Raw genomic sequence first — 19,712 nt, forward strand, 5'->3', positions numbered from 1 at the left:
CCCCCGCCTATCGGCACCCCCCTTATCAAGGGGGGCAGGGGGGATCAAACCTAAAATCTATTTTTAATTTAATTATAACCAGCTACTTAAGTAGAGAATTTAATCCCCAAGAAAAGCAAGATTTAAGGGAAAAAATCGAGCAATGGCAGCATGAATGGAATGCCGATTTTGAGATGAGTTTAGTGGCCTTACAACAGGGATGAGGCGCTCCAGTTTTAGAGAAGATTTTACGGTGAGAATCGGCTAATTTTTCAGAAATATGGTCAGAGAATATCCGCGATTATGCCCAAAAATTAACTTCTATTCGCTTTACTACCCGTCTTTTTCCTTATCGCGAACTCAGGTTACTGTAGGATTTAAAAAATGGCGATCACTCTTACAGCAAGATTTCCAGTGCCAAAGTGAACCCCGGAACCACATCCTCCCCGCTTAAAATCGCGTTGGCGGGATAACAGGTAATCGTCCCGTCCTGACGGTAGACGAAAGCCTGTTTATTGTGGCGATCGATCAACCATCCTAACTTCACCCCGTTCTCCCGATACTCCTCCATTTTCCGCTTTAACTTGGATAAACTATCGGTTTTAGAACGGATCTCGATCACGAAATCCGGCGCGAGATCGAGAAATTCATCCTCCCTTTCCTGCCAACCGGACGGTAAACGTTCTCTCGCCACGAAAGCCACATCGGGAGAGCGTACCGCGCTATTGGCCAGTTTAAAACCGCCGCTAGAACTAAATACCTCTCCTAACCCGTTCTGTTCGACCCAGTAGAGCAGGCGAGCGCCGGCTTTCAGTTCTCGATTCGCCGAAATACTTCCGATCGGTGCCATAGTGACTAAGGTTCCATCTGCATTGCGTTCAAAGCGTAATTCCGGGTTCTGACAACTGAGGCGAATTAATTCCGCATCGGTAATCGTCGGGGATTTGCCTACCATATTGCATCGAAAAAAACAAGTATTTTTCACTAAATGATAACAAAGCTCTCCCGATTGCCGCGCTTTTTCCTTTTGTACCCGAAAGGAAAAAAAATTGATTGCCCTATTCTGCATATTCCCAAAAAAACAACCGATGAATTAGGTAGAAGCTCAAATCACCCTCACCGAGGAACTACCCATGAAATCCTTCGCCCTTCTCACCACCGTCAGCCTAATCGGCCTCTCCACCCTCGCCACTGTTCACCCCGTTATGGCCCTAGAAAGCCGACAACCAGCCGAAACCCTGATCACTCAAGCGAACTACAAAGAAGCGATCGCCCACTTTAACCGGGGAATTAACTACATCCTACAGGAAAAATATGATCTCGCCGTCGCTCAATTCACCAGAGCGATCGAACTCGATCCGGACTATGCCGAAGCTTACCTCGGTCGGGGCATGATTTACACGATTCGCGAACAATGGCGACCGGCGTTTCAAGACCTGAACACCGCGATCCGACTAAACCCCCGCGCTGCCTACGCTTACCATTTCCGCGGATACGTCCATCTCGCATTTAACCAGAGACAAAATGCGATCGCCGATCTAACAACGGCCGCCGAATTATTTCGCCAGCAGGGAAACACAGAAATGTACAACAGCGCCATAGAAGCACTACGGCAGATAGGTGCGTAAGTTGCAAGGGAGAGCGATCGCTCTCCCCCTCTAAACTTTTGTAAAAAAAGCAATCTGAGGACTTAAAACTTGATCGCATAATTGGGAAAAAACCAACGATAACATCCTTGCAAGTATCCCTCGACTAAAGAGGAGCCAACCCGATGAAACCAATTACTTTCACCCTATCGGTGCTACTGGCCACCACTGGCCTACTCGTTCAACCCGGAGGCTTCCTGATGGAAAACATTCCACCCATCCTCGCGCAGGAGCAGACCGCTTCTAGAGTCTATCAGAAAGCCAGCCCCGCCGTCGTCACCGTCAAAAATGGCAGCGGCCACGGTAGCGGCTTTCTCGTCAGTCCCGACGGTATCATCATTACCAACGCCCACGTTGTTGCGGATGGCCCCCGGGTGGTGACAGTGAAATTTTCCAACGGACAGCAGGCCTCGGCAGACGTGATCGGCTTCGCTAAAAATGGCGTGGATTTAGCCGTCCTGCGGATTTATAACCGCCAAAACCTGCCCTATCTTCCCCTGGCCCGTCCGAACTCCGCCAAAGTCGGCGAAAGCGTTTTCGCCATCGGCACACCCTTAAACGAGGACTATCAAAACACCCTCACCCAGGGCATTATCAGCCGTCTCGACCCCGAAAAAGGCATTGTGCAACACAACGCTAATATCAACAAAGGCAATTCCGGCGGGCCGCTTTTGAATTCACGGGGGGAAGTGGTGGGGGTTAACGTCGCAGGCGATATCGGGAGTTACGTTTACGACGGTGCGGGAAACCCGATCGGCCTTACCCAGAGCGGCATTAATTTCGCCGTTTCCCTCGATCGCCTGCAAGCTTTCCTCACCGCAGTTAAAACAGGTGATGTCTCCACCGTCTCAACATTAGGACAGGACGATCGGATACAGTTACTCGCCCTCCCTCTTAACGGTCAGACCGTTCAAGGCAACTTGACCAAAGACCAAAACGAGCAATATTACGGGTTCGAGGGTCGTGCAGGACAGAAAATCGTTCTGGATATGAACAGCAACGAGATCGCTCCCTATCTTGTCCTCTATCGCGTTCTCCAATCTTCCGAGGGGACAAAATACCCACAGGTCGCCCGTAGTGACCAGCGTGTCGATCGCGCCCCCGGGGATTTTAACGCTCGACTCGTAACCGAATTACCTGCCGATGGAGTTTATATCCTAGTGGCCACCTCTCGCGAAGGGGGTGAATCGGGTCGCTACACCCTCAACGCCGCCGCTAACCCTTAAATAATCCCATTTTGACCCTAATCACGATTCTAATCCCTATTTTCTGAGGAACTATCCCTATGAACTCTAGATATATTTCCCACCGTCTCGCTTGCGTCGGCCTCCTCGCCACTGTCCTCCTCGGTGGTATCGCCCCCGGTTTCAGCCAATCGACCACCCCGAATGGCGTCACCTTCTTCTGTAAAGAGGTGTTCGATCGCGCATCGGGAGGAAAAATCCCCGCCACCCTCGCTTGGATTCCCCAAAGGAGCGGCAATGTGCGGATTATCGGCTGGAAATCGGAATATTTCTCCAAACGTTCCCCGGTTCGTTGCGAGGAAGTCACGAAAAAATTCCAGGAAGCCTATAATCAAGGGCGTTTTAACTATCTCACCACCGGCCGGGCGAAGGGATACCCGATCATCTGCAGCGTTTCACGATCCGGCGATCCCTGCGATGGTAATAGCCAACTTTTTACCCTTAAACCCCACGATAATCCAGATTTAGTCTTGCAACAACTCATGGACATCCTAGAGGGGAAAAGCTCGGATATGCTCCTCCAGAATTCCGGAGATAAAACCTATATCTCGATGACGGAGTTTTTCGCCAAAGCACCACTCGCCGATCGCGACGCGCCCTGTGGTACGAGATCTGCTGGCCCGCAAAATAATTGCGTTCCCACCCGCTAGAATTTTCGCTGTTTTACCCCGAATTTCCCCATAATAACCATGTTGAAACCCTTTCCCCTACTCCTAAGCCTCCTACTTCTGCCCGTCGTACCGGTTAAAGCGCTATCCCCTTTCTCTGCTCCGGCGATCGTGGCGGAAGACAGCCCAAACGCGCAGATCGAGCGATCGATCCGTCAAGTCACTGTTAAGATTACTAGCGAGATAAATCGGGGATCGGGAATCATTATCGGGAAAAAAGGCAGTATATACCTCGTTTTGACCAACGCTCACGTTACCCGCGGCGCGACCACCCTACAGATCCAAACCCACGACGGCCAAACCCGCACAGCCTCGATCGCGCCGAATTCCCTTTTAAAAGATAAGGATCTGGCCCTGGTGGAGTTTAGCGATACCCGGGATTATCCGATCGCTAAAATTCGCGCCATTTCCCCGGATGCGGAACTAGATATCACCGTAACCGGTTATTCCGCAGAAACGGGGCAGTACACCACCGATAACGGGAAAATTGAACAAACAAGCGATCGACCCCTCCGGGAGGGCTACAGCGTCGGTTATAGTGGCGATATCGTGCAGGGAATGAGTGGCGGTGGTATCTTTTTCGAGGATGAGTTAATCGGCATTAACGGGCGATCGGCCCATCCGATTCTCTCTAACTACATCTACGAAGACGGCACAAAACCCACAGACGCAGAAATCCAACAGATGAGAGCGGTTAATTGGGGCATTCCCCTTCATACCCTATTAACCTACATCCGGCCCGAAATCCTCAGCGCCTATAACCTGCCCCTACCGCAGGTGAACCCCGATATAGAAACCACCGCCCCTACTGACTATATCGCCGAATTAGAAACAAAAGCCAAGGGTTTCACCGTGCGGATTGATAGTAGCAGTAAAGCCAATGGAAGTGGCGTAATTGCCAATGGAAGTGGCGTAATTATCGCTAAAGAAGGGAATATTTACACCGTCCTAACCGCCGATCACGTCCTTTGCGGAGAAATGGCACGCACCGCCAGCTGTGCTGATTACACCTACACCGTCGTCACCAGCGACGGCAAAACTCGAAACATCGAGAAAAGCACCATCATCCGTCAGGAAGGGGTAGATTTAGCAGTTTTTCAGTTTGAAAGCCTGGACAATTATCCCGTTGCGGAAATAGCGAATTATAACCCAAATACCGATGATTTTGTTTTTGCGGCAGGCTTCGCCAAAATTGGACAAAATCCCTCGAAATGGTTGTTTAGTGGCGGTACAATTAACGAGAAAGAACGGGGATTAATACAAACCCGCCAAAGTGACTTAAGCAATGAACAAGGAGGAACATTACAAAGTGTTGCTTCTTTAGAAGGAGGGTATGAATTAGTTTATACCAGCATCACATTTGGGGGCATGAGTGGCGGTGCAGTATTAGACTCTCAGGGGAGAGTAATAGGGATTCATGGACGTTCAGAAGGAGCAGGGGAAGGGAAAATTCAGTTAGGGTATAGTTTGGGGATTCCCATTAGCACTTTTATCGGATTGCAAGAAAGATTCAAGGTAAAACCGCAATTATTAACCACTACTCAACCCCAAGTTAGTCAGCAACAACAACAAGAAATTATTAAAGCGATTGATAGTATTATTGTTCCTAATACCAATGCGAAGGCGGATATTTGGATAGAAAGGGGGGGACAATTATGGCGGTTAGAAAGGTATGAGGAAGCAATTAAAGCCTTTGATGAAGCGATTAAGCAAAATGACCCCGATAATGTCTATTTAGCCTGGTATGGGAAGGGATTAGCGTTAGGTGCTTTAGATAAAGATCAACCAGCTATAGAAGCTTTGCAACAAGCGATTAATACCTTACCTAAACGGGAAGATTTAAAGAAGTTTCACAGTAGTATTTTACAAAAGCAAAGTGTTGTTTATCGCTATTTAGAAAATTATGAGCAAGCATTATCGGTGATTAATCAGGCGATTTCTCTGGTTCCCAATAACCCCAATTACTATAACGAGAAATACGGAGTATTAAGTGGATTAAAACGCTATGATGAGGGATTAGCGGCGATTACTCAGGCAATTAATCTCGCTCCCCGTGCTGCTTGGTATTACAATCGGGGGATTCTTTACTATAACCAGCAGAAATACGATTTAGCCCTCTCTGACTACAACAAAGCTATTGACATTAATCCTAATTATGCTGAGGCTTACTACAATCGGGGGATTCTTTACAAAAACTTGCAGAAATACGATTTAGCCCTCTCTGACTACAGCAAAGCTATCGACATTAATCCTAATTTAGCTGTGGCTTACAACAGTCGGGGGATTCTTTACTCTGATCAACAAAAATACGAATTAGCCCTCTCTGATTACAACAAAGCTATTGACATTAATCCTAATTATGCTGAGGCTTACTACAATCGGGGGATTCTTTACAAAAACTTGCAGAAATACGATTTAGCCCTCTCTGACTACAGCAAAGCTATTGACATTAATCCTAATGATGCTTTGGCTTACAACAATCGGGGGCTTGTTTACTATAACCAACAAAAATATGAATTGGCTTTAGCTGACTACAATAAAACTATTGACATTAATCCTAATGATGCTGTGGCTTACAACAATCGGGGGGTTCTTTACAAAAACTTGCAGAAATACGATTTAGCCCTCTCTGACTACAGGAAAGCTATTGACATTAATCCTAAGTTAGCTGAGGCTTACTTAGGTCGGGGTAATCTTTACCGTCGCCAACAAAAATACGAATTAGCTTTAGCTGATTACAACAAAGCTATTGACATTAATCCTAATGATGCTGGTGCTTACGCCAGTCGGGGGAATCTTTACTCTGACTTGCAGAAATACGAATTAGCTTTAGCTGATTACAACAAAGCTATTGACATTAATCGTAATGATGCTGTGGCTTACAACAATCGGGGGCTTCTTTACCGTCTCCAACAAAAATATGAATTAGCTTTAGCTGACTGGAACAAAGCTATTGACATTAATCCTAATTATGCTGAGGCTTACAACAATCGGGGGGTTCTTTACGATGACTTGCAGAAATACGAATTAGCCCTCTCTGACTTCAGCAAAGCTATTGACATTAATCCTAATTTAGCTGAGGCTTACTACAATCGGGGGCTTCTTTACATTGACTTGCAGAAATACGAATTAGCTTTAGCTGACTGGAACAAAGCTATTAAAATTAATCCTAATGATGCTGGGGCTTACGTCAGTCGGGGGATTCTTTACTATAACCAGCAGAAATACGATTTAGCCCTCTCTGACTACAACAAAGCTATTGAAATTAATCCTAATAATGCTGGTCCTTACTACAATCGTGGGCTTCTTTACTCTGACTTGCAGAAATACGAATTAGCTTTAGCTGACTACAACCAAGCTATTAGAATTAATCCTAATTATGCTGAGGCTTACAACAATCGTGGGAATCTTTACATTCACTTGCAGAAATACGATTTAGCCCTCTCTGACTACAGCAAAGCTATTGAAATTAATCCTAATTATGCTTATGCTTACATCAATCGGGGGGTTGTTTATGCCCTGACAAGAGAGTTTCCAAAAGCCCTTGCTGATGCCGAAAAAGCCTCAGAATTATATCGTCAACAAGGGAATGAAGCAGGTTATCAACAAGCTCAAAAACTAATCAGCATCATTCGCCAAGAAATGAGTAAAAATTAGGAAAAAAAAGATGGAATGGAATATTATCTTTGATGAAGCCTTTCGAGATTGGCTATACGAACAAGAAGAAACTGTACAAGATTCAATCTTGGCTTATATTGGGCTACTTAAACAAAAAGGACCCTTGTTAGGACGACCTTATGTTGACACTCTTCAAGGCAGTCGTTACCCCAACCTTAAAGAATTGCGAGTACAGCATCAAGAACAACCTTGGCGAGTGCTTTTTGCTTTCGATCCTATCCGTCAGGCTATCATGCTAGTAGGAGGAAATAAAACTGGCGATAAAAGATGGTATGAAAAAAACATTCCCATCGCCGAAAAAAGATTTGAAGCCTATTTAAAAACCTTAACGGAGCAAAATCTATGATTACCTTTGATGAAGAAATGGATAAACTGCCCTCTGAAAGAAGGGCAAAAATTGAAGCTAAAACCCAAGAGCTTTTACAAGAAATGCAAATCATTGATGAACTTCTTCAACGCCTAGGACTTGCTTCAGAAGAAATCACGGAAAGCGAAAGTGAACAGCCCTGTTTCTCAGCAAAATCGGATGATTTAAAACAACATCTTACCCTAGAAAATTTAACCCGTATGATGAGGGAATTAGGGGGAGAATGGGAACTTACCCTTAAATTTCCTGAGCAACAAGTGATTAAATTAAGTAGTGAGCGCCCGTAGTTACTAGGTTGGGTTGAGCGAATAAATATGTTGAAGAAAACCTCTCAATTCTCAGGAAAAGCGAAACCCAACACCCAACCCCTAAATCCGTCTGAATCTTTTTGTTGGGTTTCCTTGGTTCAACCCAACCGACGGTAATTCTATTCCTGTTAATAAAGGAGCAGAAGTCAAAATTATTCGTTATGTGGCTTAAAAATTAGCAGCCCATTTAAAAATCTTAACGGAGGAAAATTAATGATTAACTTAGAACAAATCCAAGAAGATATTAACCAATTACCTGAAGAAGCACAAAACTTACTGATTGATTTTATTGAGTTATTAAAAAAACGCTATTCCTTGGCAAAAAAGCCAGAGATTGCATCAAAAATAAACCCTGAAGCTCAAAGTACCCTAGACATTTTAAAAGAATCTGGATTAATCGGTTGTATTAGTGCAGAATCCGACCTTTCTACTAATTATAAATCTGTTCTCAAAGAAGGATTAAAAGCTAAATATGATCATCGTTGATACCGGATTCTGGGTGGCTTTATTTAACAATAAAGATCAATATCATCTAATAGCACAGCAAACCTTAGCACAGTATTCTTCTCAACCACTAATTACAACTTGGTGTGTTTTAACAGAAAGTTGTAATCTTCTTTTACAACGTTCTCCAAATCTCTATACAGGAGTTGAAAAACAAATAAAATTAATGAACGTATTTGAGAGACATCCCCAAAAATTTCTATTATTCCACCTTGAAAATACTCATCTAAGTAGCTGGTTATAATTAAATTAAAAATGGATTTTAGGTTCGATCCCCCCTGCCCCCCTTGATAAGGGGGGTGCCGATAGGCGGGGGGATCCCCCCTGCCCCCCTTGATAAGGGGGGTGCCGATCCCCCCTTAATCCCCCCTTGATAAGGGGGGTGTCTGATAATTTTTAACGCCTACCTACTTATTTTATGACCCTAAAACAACTCATACAAGACAAACGAGAGGATATCCTAAAAATTGCCACCAAACATGGTGCTTTTAATGTGCGTGTATTTGGTTCCGTTGCTAGAGGTGAGGAAACCGAAAATAGTGATATTGATTTTTTAATTGATTATGATTTAGCTAAAACATCCCCTTGGTTTCCAGGTGGATTATTAGTTGATTTAGAGGCTCTCTTAGGGTGTAAAGTGGATATAGTAACTGAAAAAAGCCTTCATCATCTAATTAAACAGCGAATCTTAAAGGAGGCAATTAAGTTATGAATGAAGATCAAGTTTATCTTGAATATATTTTAGACTGTATTGATAAAATTAAGGAGTATTCCCAAGGAGGAAAACAGGAGTTTTTTGCTAATTCAATGATCAGCGATGCTATCATTAGACGCTTACAAACTTTGGCAGAATCAACTCAACGGCTTTCGGAGGAATTAAAGGCAAATATTCCCGATGTTGACTGGCGTAATATTTCTGGTTTTAGGAATATTTTAGTACATGATTATTTAGGGGGAATTGACCTACTTAAGATGAGGAATTTTTTCTCGTCGGTTTCTGGTGCGAAGAATGGAGTTGAAGACGATTACCTGTCCAACTCGATCCTAGTCCCTTGGCAGAGTGACTGACGGATAAGCTCGATCTGTTTGCAGATTTGGCCGGTTTTCTCGTCGCTAGTCATTCAATGATCAATGGGGAAAGATTAAGCCTACCTAATTTTAACTATCTTCTCTCCTCCCTAATCAAACAATGCCTACCATGACCTTAGTGTTACCAATGGTGTATTTACTGGTGATCTATCTTTTACTATCGATCGCAAAAAAAGCTAAAATCAACTCCTAATCAGTGATCAGTGATCAGTTATCAGTTATCAGTGGGGAGATAGGAGTCGGTCGTCAGGAGATGGGGGCAAGGATCTGGTTTCCTTTTGCCTTTTGCCTTCTGCCTTTTCTAACTGATTACTGCTCACTGAAAAAGGCTAACGGTTATAAAACAGGGACGGGTAAATAAACCTTTTCTACCGTAGGAGAAAAACCGAGCCATTGACGAGATAAACGGGCAAAAGTATCAGGATCACCGCTAACTGCGAAGTTAGTAGGTAGGGGTGTTTCGGGATTTTTTATACCTAATAATTCTAGCTCTTTTTCCGCTGCTCGGACAACGGAAGCGGCGGGATCTACCAAGCGCACGGAACTAGGTAAAAGACGACGTAAAACCGGGGAAAGATGGCGATAATGGGTACAACCATAGACCAGAGTATCAATATTTTCTGCGAGTAAAGGCTGAAGATATTCCCTAGCCACTTGCGTGGTGTAGGGGTCAAAAATGCGGTTAGCCTCGATCAAAGGTACAAATTCAGGACAGGGAATTTGCCAAACTTGGGCAGTAGGATCGATTTCTTGAATTGCCTGTTTATAGGCATTACTTTTAGCCGTAGCCGGGGTAGAAATCACACCAATGCGCTTTCCTTGTTTAACGGCAGTTTTTGCCCCGGGCAAAATTACCCCCAAAATCGGTAAATCTTTAAATTCGGCCCGTACTTCTTCTAAAGCCAAGGCGGAACTGGTATTACAGGCCATAATCACCATTTTCACCCGGCGCTCGCCCATCCAAGTGAGAATTTCCCGGACAAATTCGATAATTTCCCCTTTAGAACGGGTTCCGTAAGGAAGTCTAGCGGTATCAGCGAAATAGAGAATCGATTCTTGGGGCAGTTGTTTATACAACTCCCTTAAAACGGTCAGTCCACCCACACCACTATCAAACACACCAATCGGACTAAGTTGTGATTCTCTCATAGATATCGAGGAAAACGCTGATCTAAAGTAGCTTTATTTGATGATATTAAAACACGGATTTTTTGATTGGTAAACTAATGCTCCAATCATTTAATCATTAACGGAGATTTCGTTGAATATATTCAATAATCCCCCCAGCGATCGCCGCCGCCATTTGTCGTTGAAAGTTGGCATTGGCTAATTTAGCAGCATCCTCAGCGCCAGTAACGTAACCCACTTCCACGAGGGTAGAGGGCATTTTCGAGGTTCTCAGCACATAGAAACGGGCCCGACGCACCCCCCGATCGCGCATATCGACACTGCGGACAATATTGCGATGGATGGTATCCGATAAACGGCGATCGCCGAAGTAATACACCTCTATGCCATTGACATCCGGTCGTGCTTTCCCCATAGAGTTAGCGTGGATACTGACAAATAGATCGGCATCGATCCGGTTAGCTAGATCCGTGCGCCCTTGCAGGGTGACAAAAAAATCGCTATCCCTAGTTAGACGCACATCGATGCCCTGTTGTTGCAGGATGCGGGTAACTTCTAGGGAAATGGGCAGAATTACGTTTTTTTCCTGAAGGCCACCAATTCCGATCGCCCCCGGATCCTTACCACCGTGGCCCGGATCGATCACCACCAGAAAGCGGCTATTGCGTTGTCGGGGGGGATTAGGGGTGGGGTCAGAGGGGCGCGGAGGTGGGTTAAATTGCCCCGTATCTGGGGGTAAAGGGACAGGTATAGTGGTGGAGTCAGGAACCTGGGAAACGGGGCTAGAATTGCGGGAGGACAGCAATTCTAGGGCTAGGGTTTGATTGCCCGTTTGAGTTAATTGTCCCAGTTGAAAACCCGCGGCCGTCTGTACCAAAATCAGCACCTTATTGACACTTTCCTGACGTACCCGCAATTGATAGATGGGACTATTGCGACCGAAGCGCGGACCGCGAAAAGACTCGGCTAACTTAGCATTTTCGATGCGTAGTTCATAGACACCATCCCGGTTAACAATGCCGTTAGCTTTTAGGGGTAAATCCGCGCGAATTAAGAGGCGATCGTTATTACCTGCCAGATCGATCGAGGAGATCGTGGCCAAACGACTGCTAGAAGGGGGATTATTGGCAGTTTTCGCGGGGGGATTATTGGGACGGGGAGTGGGATTAGTGGCCTGAGTCGGGGGAGGTGAGGAGATATTATCCACGGAACTCAGACCGCCCCTAGGCAGTAAAACCAAGCCACCAAAACGACTATAGAGAGCTTGCCAATCGGGGCTATCTTTATTAACGCTTAGGGAAATCTTAGCCCGTTGATTGGCAGTCTGACTGAATTGAATATCACCGACCCCATAGCGATTGACGGGGATAGTTTGACCGGTGAGACTACCGGGTAAAGTGGCCCCGGGTAATTCAAATTCGATTTTTTTGCCGTCGCGGCTGCGTTGACTGCGGATCGATCGATCATCACCATTTTGCTCTAAACGGACAAAAAGACCATTGCGAGTGATCTGAAAATCATCGTTGTTGTCGGTCTGGCTAACTGGAGGTGGGGGAGTGGGACGGGTGGAACCGCGATCGGGGGGAGGTGTGGGGTCAGGGGTGACGGGTGGTTGCGTTTCCTCCCGAATCGGTTGGGGTTCTGGCAATTCCACTGTCCATTGGGTGGGCGAAATTCCGCGAATTTTTACCTGTTGAGGATCAAAGGTGTAGCCGGGGGCCAATTCAATCACTAAACGGGTAGTTTCCGCATCAAATTGACCAATACGGACACTTCTGACGATATTGCCAATGGGCCGGTTAATATTGGGTTGCCCTAACTTGATCCCGGGCAGATCGATCACGATCCTAGTGGGGTTAGTAATCATTTGCGCTCGCGGTTGCACTCGATTGTCGGTGGTGAACACCAGACGATTCTCATTGGTGTCGAATCGCCAAAAGACGAGCTTGCCGGCCCAAGCAGGGACCGCCACCAGCAACCAAGTTAATGCGCTTAGGAATAACCAATGAAATCTCACGATCGATGCTCCCGTTGCTCAGTTATCAATTACCTTTTTTCGGTAAAAATGGACGATTTTGTCGATTTTTGGCCATCCATAGCTCCGTTAATGCTCTGAGAATGACTATTAATAAAAACAAGCTTATGGGACGTTGGCATGGTCTGCTATGTTTCTGATCAGTGATCAGGGATTGGGTGTTGGGGAGCGGGAATTATAAATTATGAATTATAAATTATGAATTGGGAAGTGGGGGGGATGAGGAGAAGGGAGCGCCAGAGTTGGGAGAATAAATAAAGGCTGACTCCTGAACACTGACGACCGACGACCGGCTCCTAACTCACTGCTCACTGCTCACTGATTGAGGGCTGGCGGTAGGTTCTTTAAATACTAACCTTAACAGAGGCGGAGCGACAAAGGTGGTCAAGATCACCATCATAATAATGGCTGCATCGGTAGCGGGGGATAAAGCGCCACTAGCGGCCCCGACTCCGGCAAAGACTAAACCCACTTCACCCCGGGGAATCATGCCAACTCCGATCGCCAAGCGATTGAGTTTTTCCTTGCTGAAAACGGCTAACCCCGTCACCACTTTACCCAAAATAGCGACGACAATTAGGAAAGCGGCCAAGACTAATCCTTCTCGATTGGTGGGAATAGCGGGATTAAGGACACTTAAATCGGTTTTTGCCCCCACACAGACGAAAAATATCGGTACAAATAAATCGGCGATCGGGAACACTTGTTCTGCCAATTCCGATCGCTTTTCCGTTTCCGCCAGGACTAGGCCCGCAGCAAAGGAACCGAGAATCGCTTCTAATTGGATAACTTGGGCAATATAGGCAAGAATAAAGGCGAAAATCAGGGAAACTAAGAGCAATTGTCCCCTAGTTTTCATGCTATTAACTAATTGAACATAAAAGGGGCTTAAAAAACGACCGATCAGGATCGCCCCGACCACAAAAGCGCTAGAACTAATAACTAGATAAATTACTTTGCTAATCTGCACTTCTCCGGTCTTCACCAAAGAAGCAACGACGGCGAGAACGATAATACCGAGAATATCATCGAGAACCGCTGCCCCGATAATAATTTGACCTTCTTTCGCCGATAACTTCCCTATTTCTGCTAAAACCTTGGCGGTAATGCCGATACTGGTAGCGGTTAGAGCTGCCCCGGCAAAAATAGCGGGAATGGTGGCCAGATGGAAAATATAGATTAAACCCAAAGTACCCACCAAAAAGGGAACCGCAACCCCCACCACTGCGACGGCAGCTGCCTGTGGACCGACGCGAATTAATTCCTGTAAGTCTGATTCTAAACCGATCTCGAACAGCAGGATAATTACCCCCAATTCCGAGAGGACGGAAATCACCTCACTAGCAGCACTAAAAACGGCGGGAGATTGCTCCGGGGTGAGGGATGACGTGGATTCTAGGAAATGAATTAGGAGAGAATCCTCGAATCCCGCTCCTCCTTCTGGAAAAACCAGTAATTTTAGGGCAGAAACCCCGATAATCACCCCACCGACTAATTCTCCTAACACGGGAGGCAAGTTGAATCGGACGCATATTTCCCCCCCCAGTTTACAGGCGAAATAAATAACGGTCAAACTCAGCAGCACGCAGGCTAAAACTAAGGCACTATCGGCAGTCTCGGCCGTAGCTGCCGAGGCTAACAGGGGAAGATTAAAACTCCAAGCGGAAGAAAGGAAAGGCTGTAGTATCATCGCTCGCTCAAAATTACTCCCAATAGTTAGTAAAAGTATAGTCAAATATATGCAGACTGAATTCCATTTCAGAAATTCCCTTCACTTTTACTTCAAGAGATTGATTCTCCTTGGGTGAACTACGCACCTCTCTATCCCATAGCGGTTAAACGCATTTGGGAATGCTTTTCGCAAAATGTTGTAGGAACCCATGACATCAGATTGAACCAGAATCCCCATAAATTTCCTAGTGAAGAAAGGCACTCTTGCAAGAGGCCCGGTGAGGCTAGTTTTTTGATTCTAGGGATTTTTCCTTTTCTCCTAATTCCCAGTAATTGAGCAGGATAGCATTAACTGTATTACCGATCACATTTAACACGGTTTTAAAGCCATCGGTCAAGCGATCGACCCCTGCTACTAAAGCCACTCCCTCTAAGGGTAAACCCGCCGCCGATAATACGGTAGTCATGGTAATTAATGCGCTGCCGGGGACCCCCGGGGTACTAAAAGAAACCAATAAACCACTCAATGCGATCGCTAATAACAAAGAGGGACTTAAAGGAACTCCGTAAACCTGAGCGATAAAAAGAGCATTAAATCCCTGTAAAATTGCCGAACCATCGCGTTTTAGTACCGTTCCCAAGGGAATAGCGAAACTGGCGATATCTTCAGGTAAACCGTATTCTTGAATTTCCCGCAAAACCACAGGTAAAGCGGCGTTAGAACTAGCAGTACCGAAAGATAAGGATAAAGACTCCGATAAAGAGCTAAAAAAGCGTCGAGGTTCTCCTTTGAGAGCAAAAAGGAGCAAAACATACACCCCAATCATCAAGGCGCTGGCCAAAAACAGACCAAAAACATAGAAAAAAAGTCTCGCCACTAATTCTAATCCCTGGGTGGCGATAACCGAAGCAATCAGAGCAAATACCCCCACAGGTGCTAGATAAAGAATCACCGATAGGATTCTCTCGCTGATTAGATAAAGACTGTCTATCAAGAGAATAAAAGGTTTTGCCCCCTCTTTGGCCAGTCCGATGCCGATACTAAATAAAACTCCCGTCACGATTACCTGTAAAAGATTGCCCCCGGTAAGAGCTTCTAGGGGATTAACTGGAATTAAGCTAATCAGCCAATCTCTCAAGGATACTGGTGTATTGGTGGTCATGGCGGCATTAGTGGCAAATCCCTCTAAACCTATCCCCGGTTTTAATAACAACGCCGTGGCCATGCCGATTAACAGAGCAAGTGTACTGGTTAGCAGATAGCCAGTCATCAATCTGAGTAAATATCTACCGATCCGCGCAGCATTCTGTACCCGGGTTAATCCTAAAATAAGGGAAGAAAAAACGATCGGAACCACCACAAATTGAATTAAGCGCAGAAAAACCTCTCCCACCGGCGCGAGAATATAGTCATCTAAAGGTAGGATTAGCGCAGGAAAAAAACCATTGAGCAGCGCACCGAAAACAATTCCCGCACCGAGGGCGACTAAGATCAGGTTAGATAAATTCATGGCGTTAAGTTGAGAATTCCGAGACTAATTTGGGGCAGTGTAGCACTAGGCTAATCTTATCGAACCCTTCTGTCATTTTTTGCCAGAAAAGGGAGAGATGAGCCAATAAAAGCCCATCTCTCGGTAATTTATCCCTATACTTTAGTGACAGCCAAGAAGACTTTACTTGTTACCATTACCCTGCATGGCTAAAACCGCATCGCGCAGTTTATCTGGCACTTCTTGCAGGTGATCCTCATCCCACTGGAAGAAACCGACACCCATAGTCAAAGAACGCAATTCAACGATAAAATCCTGCATTTCCGCTTGGGGGAGATAGGTTGTTATCTGATCCCAACCTTTCCACTCCTCAGAAGCTTCAAAACCCTGAATTTGACCGCGTTTACCACTGATTAACTGTAAAACCTTGGCGGTGTATTCTGAGGGAGCGAGAACCGTCACCGATAGAATGGGTTCTAATAAGACCGGATGACATTTAGGCAGTCCTTCCGTCATCGCTAGACGGGCCGCTTGTTTAAAAGCTTGTTCGGAACTATCGACACTGTGATAGGAACCATCGGTGAGGGTGACATCAATATCCACCACGGGGAAACCCAAAGGACCATGACCGAGATATTCCCGCACTCCCGTTTCCACCCCGGGGATATACTGTTTGGGGACGACACCACCGACAATGCTTTCATGGAAGTGGAAACCTTCCCCCCGGGCCAGGGGTTTAATATCGAGATACACATCACCAAAAGCACCGTGGCCGCCGGTTTGGTGTTTATAACGTCCGTGGGATTTGGTGCTGGTTTTGATCGTTTCCTTGTAGGGAACTTGGGGTAAATGGGTGGTCATCGGTAGATTATACTTGCGTGCTAGGCGATCGAGGGCCACTTGTAGATGAATTTCTCCCTGTCCCCAGAGAATCACTTCTTTAGTGTCGCCGTGTTGTTCCCAGTAGAGGGAGGGATCTTCTTCGATCAGTTTTGTCAAAGCTGAACTTAATTTAACTTCATCCTTGCGATTGACGGCGGCAATAGCGAGAGCAAAGACGGGTTTAAGCTGTAATCCTTTGGGAAGGTCGGGTTTTTGACTGCCGCTGCTCACCACGTCTCCGGTGGCGATTCCCTCCAAACGACCGAGAGCGACAATTTCCCCCGCTTGGGCCTGCTGTAAGGGTTGTTGTTGTTGTCCCATGAGACGATAGATACCACCAATCCGCACACCGTTTAAGGCCATGCCATCGTTAAGGGTTCCCTGCCAGATTCGCCCTAGGGAGAGGCGACCGCCCTGGGGAGTAAAATAGGTTTTGAGGATTTGTACCACTGCGTCCCCATCGGCACTGGGATCGAGACCGCGACGATTGGCGGTAATTGTCGGGGCCGGCGCTTCTTCTACTAAAGCGGTGAGGAGATGACGCACACCATAGTCCCGTTCCGCCATACCGAAGAACACGGGTACTATCTGATCGGCTCCCAGTTCTTGTTTTAAGTCTTGGAGAATTTCTTCCCGGGAGGGGTTAATATCTTCGAGGAGTTCTTCTAAAAGATGATCATCAAATTCGGCGATCGTTTCTAGCATTTCTTGTCGAGCGCTCTGTTCTTCTTCCTTGAGGTGGTCGGGTAAAGGTACAGGATCGGCGGGACTGTTAGGATGGTAATGATAAGCCTGTTCGTTGATTAAATCGATAAATCCGATAGTTTCGTTGTTCTGACGGATAGGATATTGCTGGGGAACAAGGGGACGACTAGAAACGGATTTGAGAGCTTGTAGGACTTCGTTAAAGTGACTATTACAGCGATCCATCTTGTTGATGAAGATTAGATGCGGAATTTCCCAATCATCGAGGAATTTTAGCAAGGGAGCCAGGGTGAGAACTCGATCGACCACCGGTTCACAAACGATAATAGCAGCACCGGCCCCGACCAGGGCATTATAGGTTTCACTGGCAAATTCGATCGAACCGGGGCAATCGAGAAAGGTAAAATTTAGGTCTTGGTATTGACTGTGGGCAACGGAAACTTCTACACTCATCTGTCGATCCCGCGCTTGCGTGGAACTATCACCAACGGTATTGCGATCGCTAATTTTACCTTTTCTGGTGATGGCTCCTGTTACGAAAAGTAAACTTTCCAGTAAGGAGGTTTTTCCACTGGAGTAGGGGCCGACAAGGGCCACATTACGCGTGTTTGCTCCGATACTTTGATTCATACAGATACCCCCAACAATGATTTAGTGATTAGTTGCGGCGATTGGACGATATTTACACTCGATCGCCCTTGGGAAATATACTGTCATAGCACTGAAAATTACTCTCAGGACGTAGTTAGAAGCGAAAGGCCTGTCTTGCTATAATTTTGCCCAGTGCTACAGGTGTATTCTTTCCTACTCTTCACCCTAACTCAGTCTCAAGCATTACATCCCATTCTCGCAATCTCTTGTAAAGTCTCGCCTACTTTTAGTTAAGGAACTTGAATAAATGTTAACTAAGCGGTTAACTATCGAGAGTCTTTCTCATCAACCGGATTTACAAAAACGAGAGGTTGCCTGATATAGTGAGAGGTCGGGATGATGTTTATCAAGCAATTTTTATGTTAAAAGCTGGAATCGTGGGACTGCCAAATGTGGGAAAATCCACCCTATTTAACGCTCTGGTGGCTAATGCCAAGGCCGAGGCCGCTAATTTCCCCTTTTGTACCATTGAACCGAATGTGGGTGTGGTATCCGTCCCCGATGAACGTCTGGAGGTTTTGGCTAAAATCTCTAATTCTGAGAAAATCGTGCCGACGCGGATTGAATTTGTCGATATCGCCGGATTAGTCAAGGGTGCGAGTCGCGGGGAAGGATTGGGTAATCAATTTTTGGCTAATATCCGGGAAGTGGACGCGATCGTTCATGTGGTGCGCTGTTTTGATAATGATGATATTATTCATGTTTCTGGGTCCGTGGATCCGGCCCGGGATATCGAGGTGATTAATCTAGAGTTAGCTCTAGCGGATTTGGGACAGGTGGAGAAGCGGGTGGAACGTTTACGCAAACAGGCGAAAAATAGCAAGGAAGCCGCCGAAGAATTGGCTATACTTGAAAAAATCCTAATTTGTCTTAATGACGGTATTTCGGCGCGAAAAGTGGATTTAAGCAAAGAGGAAGAAGAATTAATTAAAAATCTCGGTTTATTGAGTCGTAAACCGATTATTTATGCCGCTAATGTTAGCGAAGATGATCTGGCCACGGGTAATGATTGGGTAGAAAGTGTCCGTCAAATTGCCCAACAGGAACAGGCAAAAGTTGTGATCGTTTCTGCTCAAGTAGAATCGGAATTAGTGGAATTGTCGGAGGAAGAAAGAAAAGATTTTCTTGGTTCTTTAGGAGTAGAAGAAGGGGGATTAAAATCTTTAATTAAAGCTACCTACGAGTTATTAGGACTGCGTACCTATCTCACCACTGGTCCCCAAGAAACCCGCGCATGGACGATTATTGCCGGTATGAAAGCACCTCAAGCAGCCGGAGTTATTCACTCGGATTTTGAACGGGGTTTTATTCGTGCAGAAACTGTGTCTTATCAGGATTTAGTTAATAGTCGCACGATGAGCGCCGCTAAAGAAAAAGGTTTAGTCAGAAGTGAAGGCAAGGAATACATTGTTCAAGAGGGTGATGTTTTACTATTCCGTTTTAATGTATAGCTAAAAATAAATCAGGTGAACGCCGCCACCTGATCAAAAAGCTAAACAATAGGCGTTGTCAATAGCTGTAGGGCTAATTCATGAATTAGCCCTACAATTGGCGCTAATTCATGAATTAACCCTACAATTGGCCTTGTCAATTTGAAAGATGCTCCGAATTTCTGCCCTAAACAATCTCTCAGCTTTTTTTACTCATTTTGGTTAACATTAAACTGA

General features: G+C 45.6%; 17 protein-coding genes and 1 pseudogene. 12 read left to right on the forward strand and 6 right to left on the reverse strand.

Features of this window, described 5'->3' with window-relative positions; all coding sequences use genetic code 11:
- Positions 1 to 89: 89 nt before the first annotated feature.
- A pseudogene (locus IM450_RS22745) lies at positions 90 to 308 on the forward strand (SWIM zinc finger family protein); the annotation flags it as partial.
- Between the two features lie 68 nt (positions 309 to 376).
- On the opposite strand, the gene IM450_RS17220 reads toward IM450_RS22745, so the two are convergent.
- The gene (locus IM450_RS17220; RefSeq protein WP_287665891.1) at positions 377 to 934 is read right to left on the reverse strand and encodes a Uma2 family endonuclease; all 558 of its coding nucleotides are present in this window, start codon (positions 932 to 934) and stop codon (positions 377 to 379) included.
- A gap of 178 nt (positions 935 to 1,112) precedes the next feature.
- Here IM450_RS17220 and IM450_RS17225 point away from each other — a divergent pair, with 178 nt between their 5' ends.
- The 10 genes from IM450_RS17225 to IM450_RS17270 all read left to right on the forward strand — a co-directional run bounded on the left by IM450_RS17225 (position 1,113) and on the right by IM450_RS17270 (position 9,462).
- Entirely contained in the window at positions 1,113 to 1,607 is a 495-nt protein-coding gene (locus tag IM450_RS17225) for a tetratricopeptide repeat protein (RefSeq protein ID WP_287665894.1), read from the forward strand.
- Positions 1,608 to 1,750: 143 nt separating this feature from the next.
- Entirely contained in the window at positions 1,751 to 2,851 is a 1,101-nt protein-coding gene (locus IM450_RS17230; RefSeq protein ID WP_287665897.1) for a S1C family serine protease, read from the forward strand.
- Between the two features lie 59 nt (positions 2,852 to 2,910).
- Entirely contained in the window at positions 2,911 to 3,519 is a 609-nt protein-coding gene (locus IM450_RS17235) for a COP23 domain-containing protein (RefSeq protein ID WP_002763038.1), read from the forward strand.
- Between the two features lie 39 nt (positions 3,520 to 3,558).
- Positions 3,559 to 7,194 carry a serine protease gene (locus tag IM450_RS17240; protein WP_287665899.1) on the forward strand — a complete coding sequence of 1,212 codons (3,636 nt, stop codon included), beginning with the start codon at positions 3,559 to 3,561 and terminating at the stop codon, positions 7,192 to 7,194.
- A gap of 10 nt (positions 7,195 to 7,204) precedes the next feature.
- A complete protein-coding gene (locus tag IM450_RS17245) occupies positions 7,205 to 7,561 on the forward strand; it encodes a type II toxin-antitoxin system RelE/ParE family toxin (protein WP_287665902.1) in 357 nt (118 codons plus the stop codon).
- Positions 7,558 to 7,869, forward strand: a complete 312-nt coding sequence (locus IM450_RS17250) for a hypothetical protein (RefSeq protein WP_016514503.1) — start codon at positions 7,558 to 7,560, stop codon at positions 7,867 to 7,869. Before IM450_RS17245 ends, IM450_RS17250 begins: the two co-directional genes overlap by 4 nt.
- Positions 7,870 to 8,103: 234 nt before the next feature.
- Positions 8,104 to 8,376 carry a hypothetical protein gene (locus tag IM450_RS17255; RefSeq protein ID WP_016514504.1) on the forward strand — a complete coding sequence of 91 codons (273 nt, stop codon included), beginning with the start codon at positions 8,104 to 8,106 and terminating at the stop codon, positions 8,374 to 8,376.
- Positions 8,363 to 8,638 carry a type II toxin-antitoxin system VapC family toxin gene (locus IM450_RS17260; protein ID WP_409772692.1) on the forward strand — a complete coding sequence of 92 codons (276 nt, stop codon included), beginning with the start codon at positions 8,363 to 8,365 and terminating at the stop codon, positions 8,636 to 8,638. Before IM450_RS17255 ends, IM450_RS17260 begins: the two co-directional genes overlap by 14 nt.
- A 174-nt stretch (positions 8,639 to 8,812) precedes the next feature.
- A complete protein-coding gene (locus IM450_RS17265; protein ID WP_002800375.1) occupies positions 8,813 to 9,106 on the forward strand; it encodes a nucleotidyltransferase family protein in 294 nt (97 codons plus the stop codon).
- Entirely contained in the window at positions 9,103 to 9,462 is a 360-nt protein-coding gene (locus IM450_RS17270; RefSeq protein WP_002800376.1) for a HepT-like ribonuclease domain-containing protein, read from the forward strand. The genes IM450_RS17265 and IM450_RS17270 overlap by 4 nt, the downstream gene beginning before the upstream one ends.
- A 357-nt stretch (positions 9,463 to 9,819) precedes the next feature.
- Here the strand turns inward: IM450_RS17270 and murI are convergent, their stop codons facing one another.
- From murI to IM450_RS17295, 5 genes are all read right to left on the reverse strand, one after another.
- Positions 9,820 to 10,632, reverse strand: coding sequence for a glutamate racemase (murI, locus tag IM450_RS17275; protein WP_287665907.1), 813 nt, complete (start codon positions 10,630 to 10,632; stop codon positions 9,820 to 9,822).
- Positions 10,633 to 10,729: 97 nt separating this feature from the next.
- Positions 10,730 to 12,628 carry an N-acetylmuramoyl-L-alanine amidase gene (locus IM450_RS17280; RefSeq protein ID WP_287665910.1) on the reverse strand — a complete coding sequence of 633 codons (1,899 nt, stop codon included), beginning with the start codon at positions 12,626 to 12,628 and terminating at the stop codon, positions 10,730 to 10,732.
- A gap of 319 nt (positions 12,629 to 12,947) precedes the next feature.
- Positions 12,948 to 14,336, reverse strand: coding sequence for a cation:proton antiporter (locus IM450_RS17285; RefSeq protein WP_287665912.1), 1,389 nt, complete (start codon positions 14,334 to 14,336; stop codon positions 12,948 to 12,950).
- Positions 14,337 to 14,601: 265 nt separating this feature from the next.
- Complete coding sequence (locus tag IM450_RS17290; RefSeq protein ID WP_002800380.1) at positions 14,602 to 15,828, reverse strand: dicarboxylate/amino acid:cation symporter; 1,227 nt, start codon at positions 15,826 to 15,828, stop codon at positions 14,602 to 14,604.
- A gap of 162 nt (positions 15,829 to 15,990) precedes the next feature.
- The gene (locus IM450_RS17295; RefSeq protein ID WP_287665916.1) at positions 15,991 to 18,024 is read right to left on the reverse strand and encodes an elongation factor G; all 2,034 of its coding nucleotides are present in this window, start codon (positions 18,022 to 18,024) and stop codon (positions 15,991 to 15,993) included.
- Positions 18,025 to 18,404: 380 nt separating this feature from the next.
- Here IM450_RS17295 and ychF point away from each other — a divergent pair, with 380 nt between their 5' ends.
- Positions 18,405 to 19,496 (forward strand): redox-regulated ATPase YchF, encoded by a 1,092-nt coding sequence (gene ychF, locus IM450_RS17300; protein WP_043997648.1) that lies wholly within the window; start codon positions 18,405 to 18,407, stop codon positions 19,494 to 19,496.
- Positions 19,497 to 19,712 lie beyond the last annotated feature (216 nt).

This window comes from Microcystis sp. M083S1 (assembly GCF_020246405.1).
In the GTDB taxonomy this organism is placed as follows: Bacteria; Cyanobacteriota; Cyanobacteriia; order Cyanobacteriales; family Microcystaceae; genus Microcystis; species Microcystis aeruginosa_C.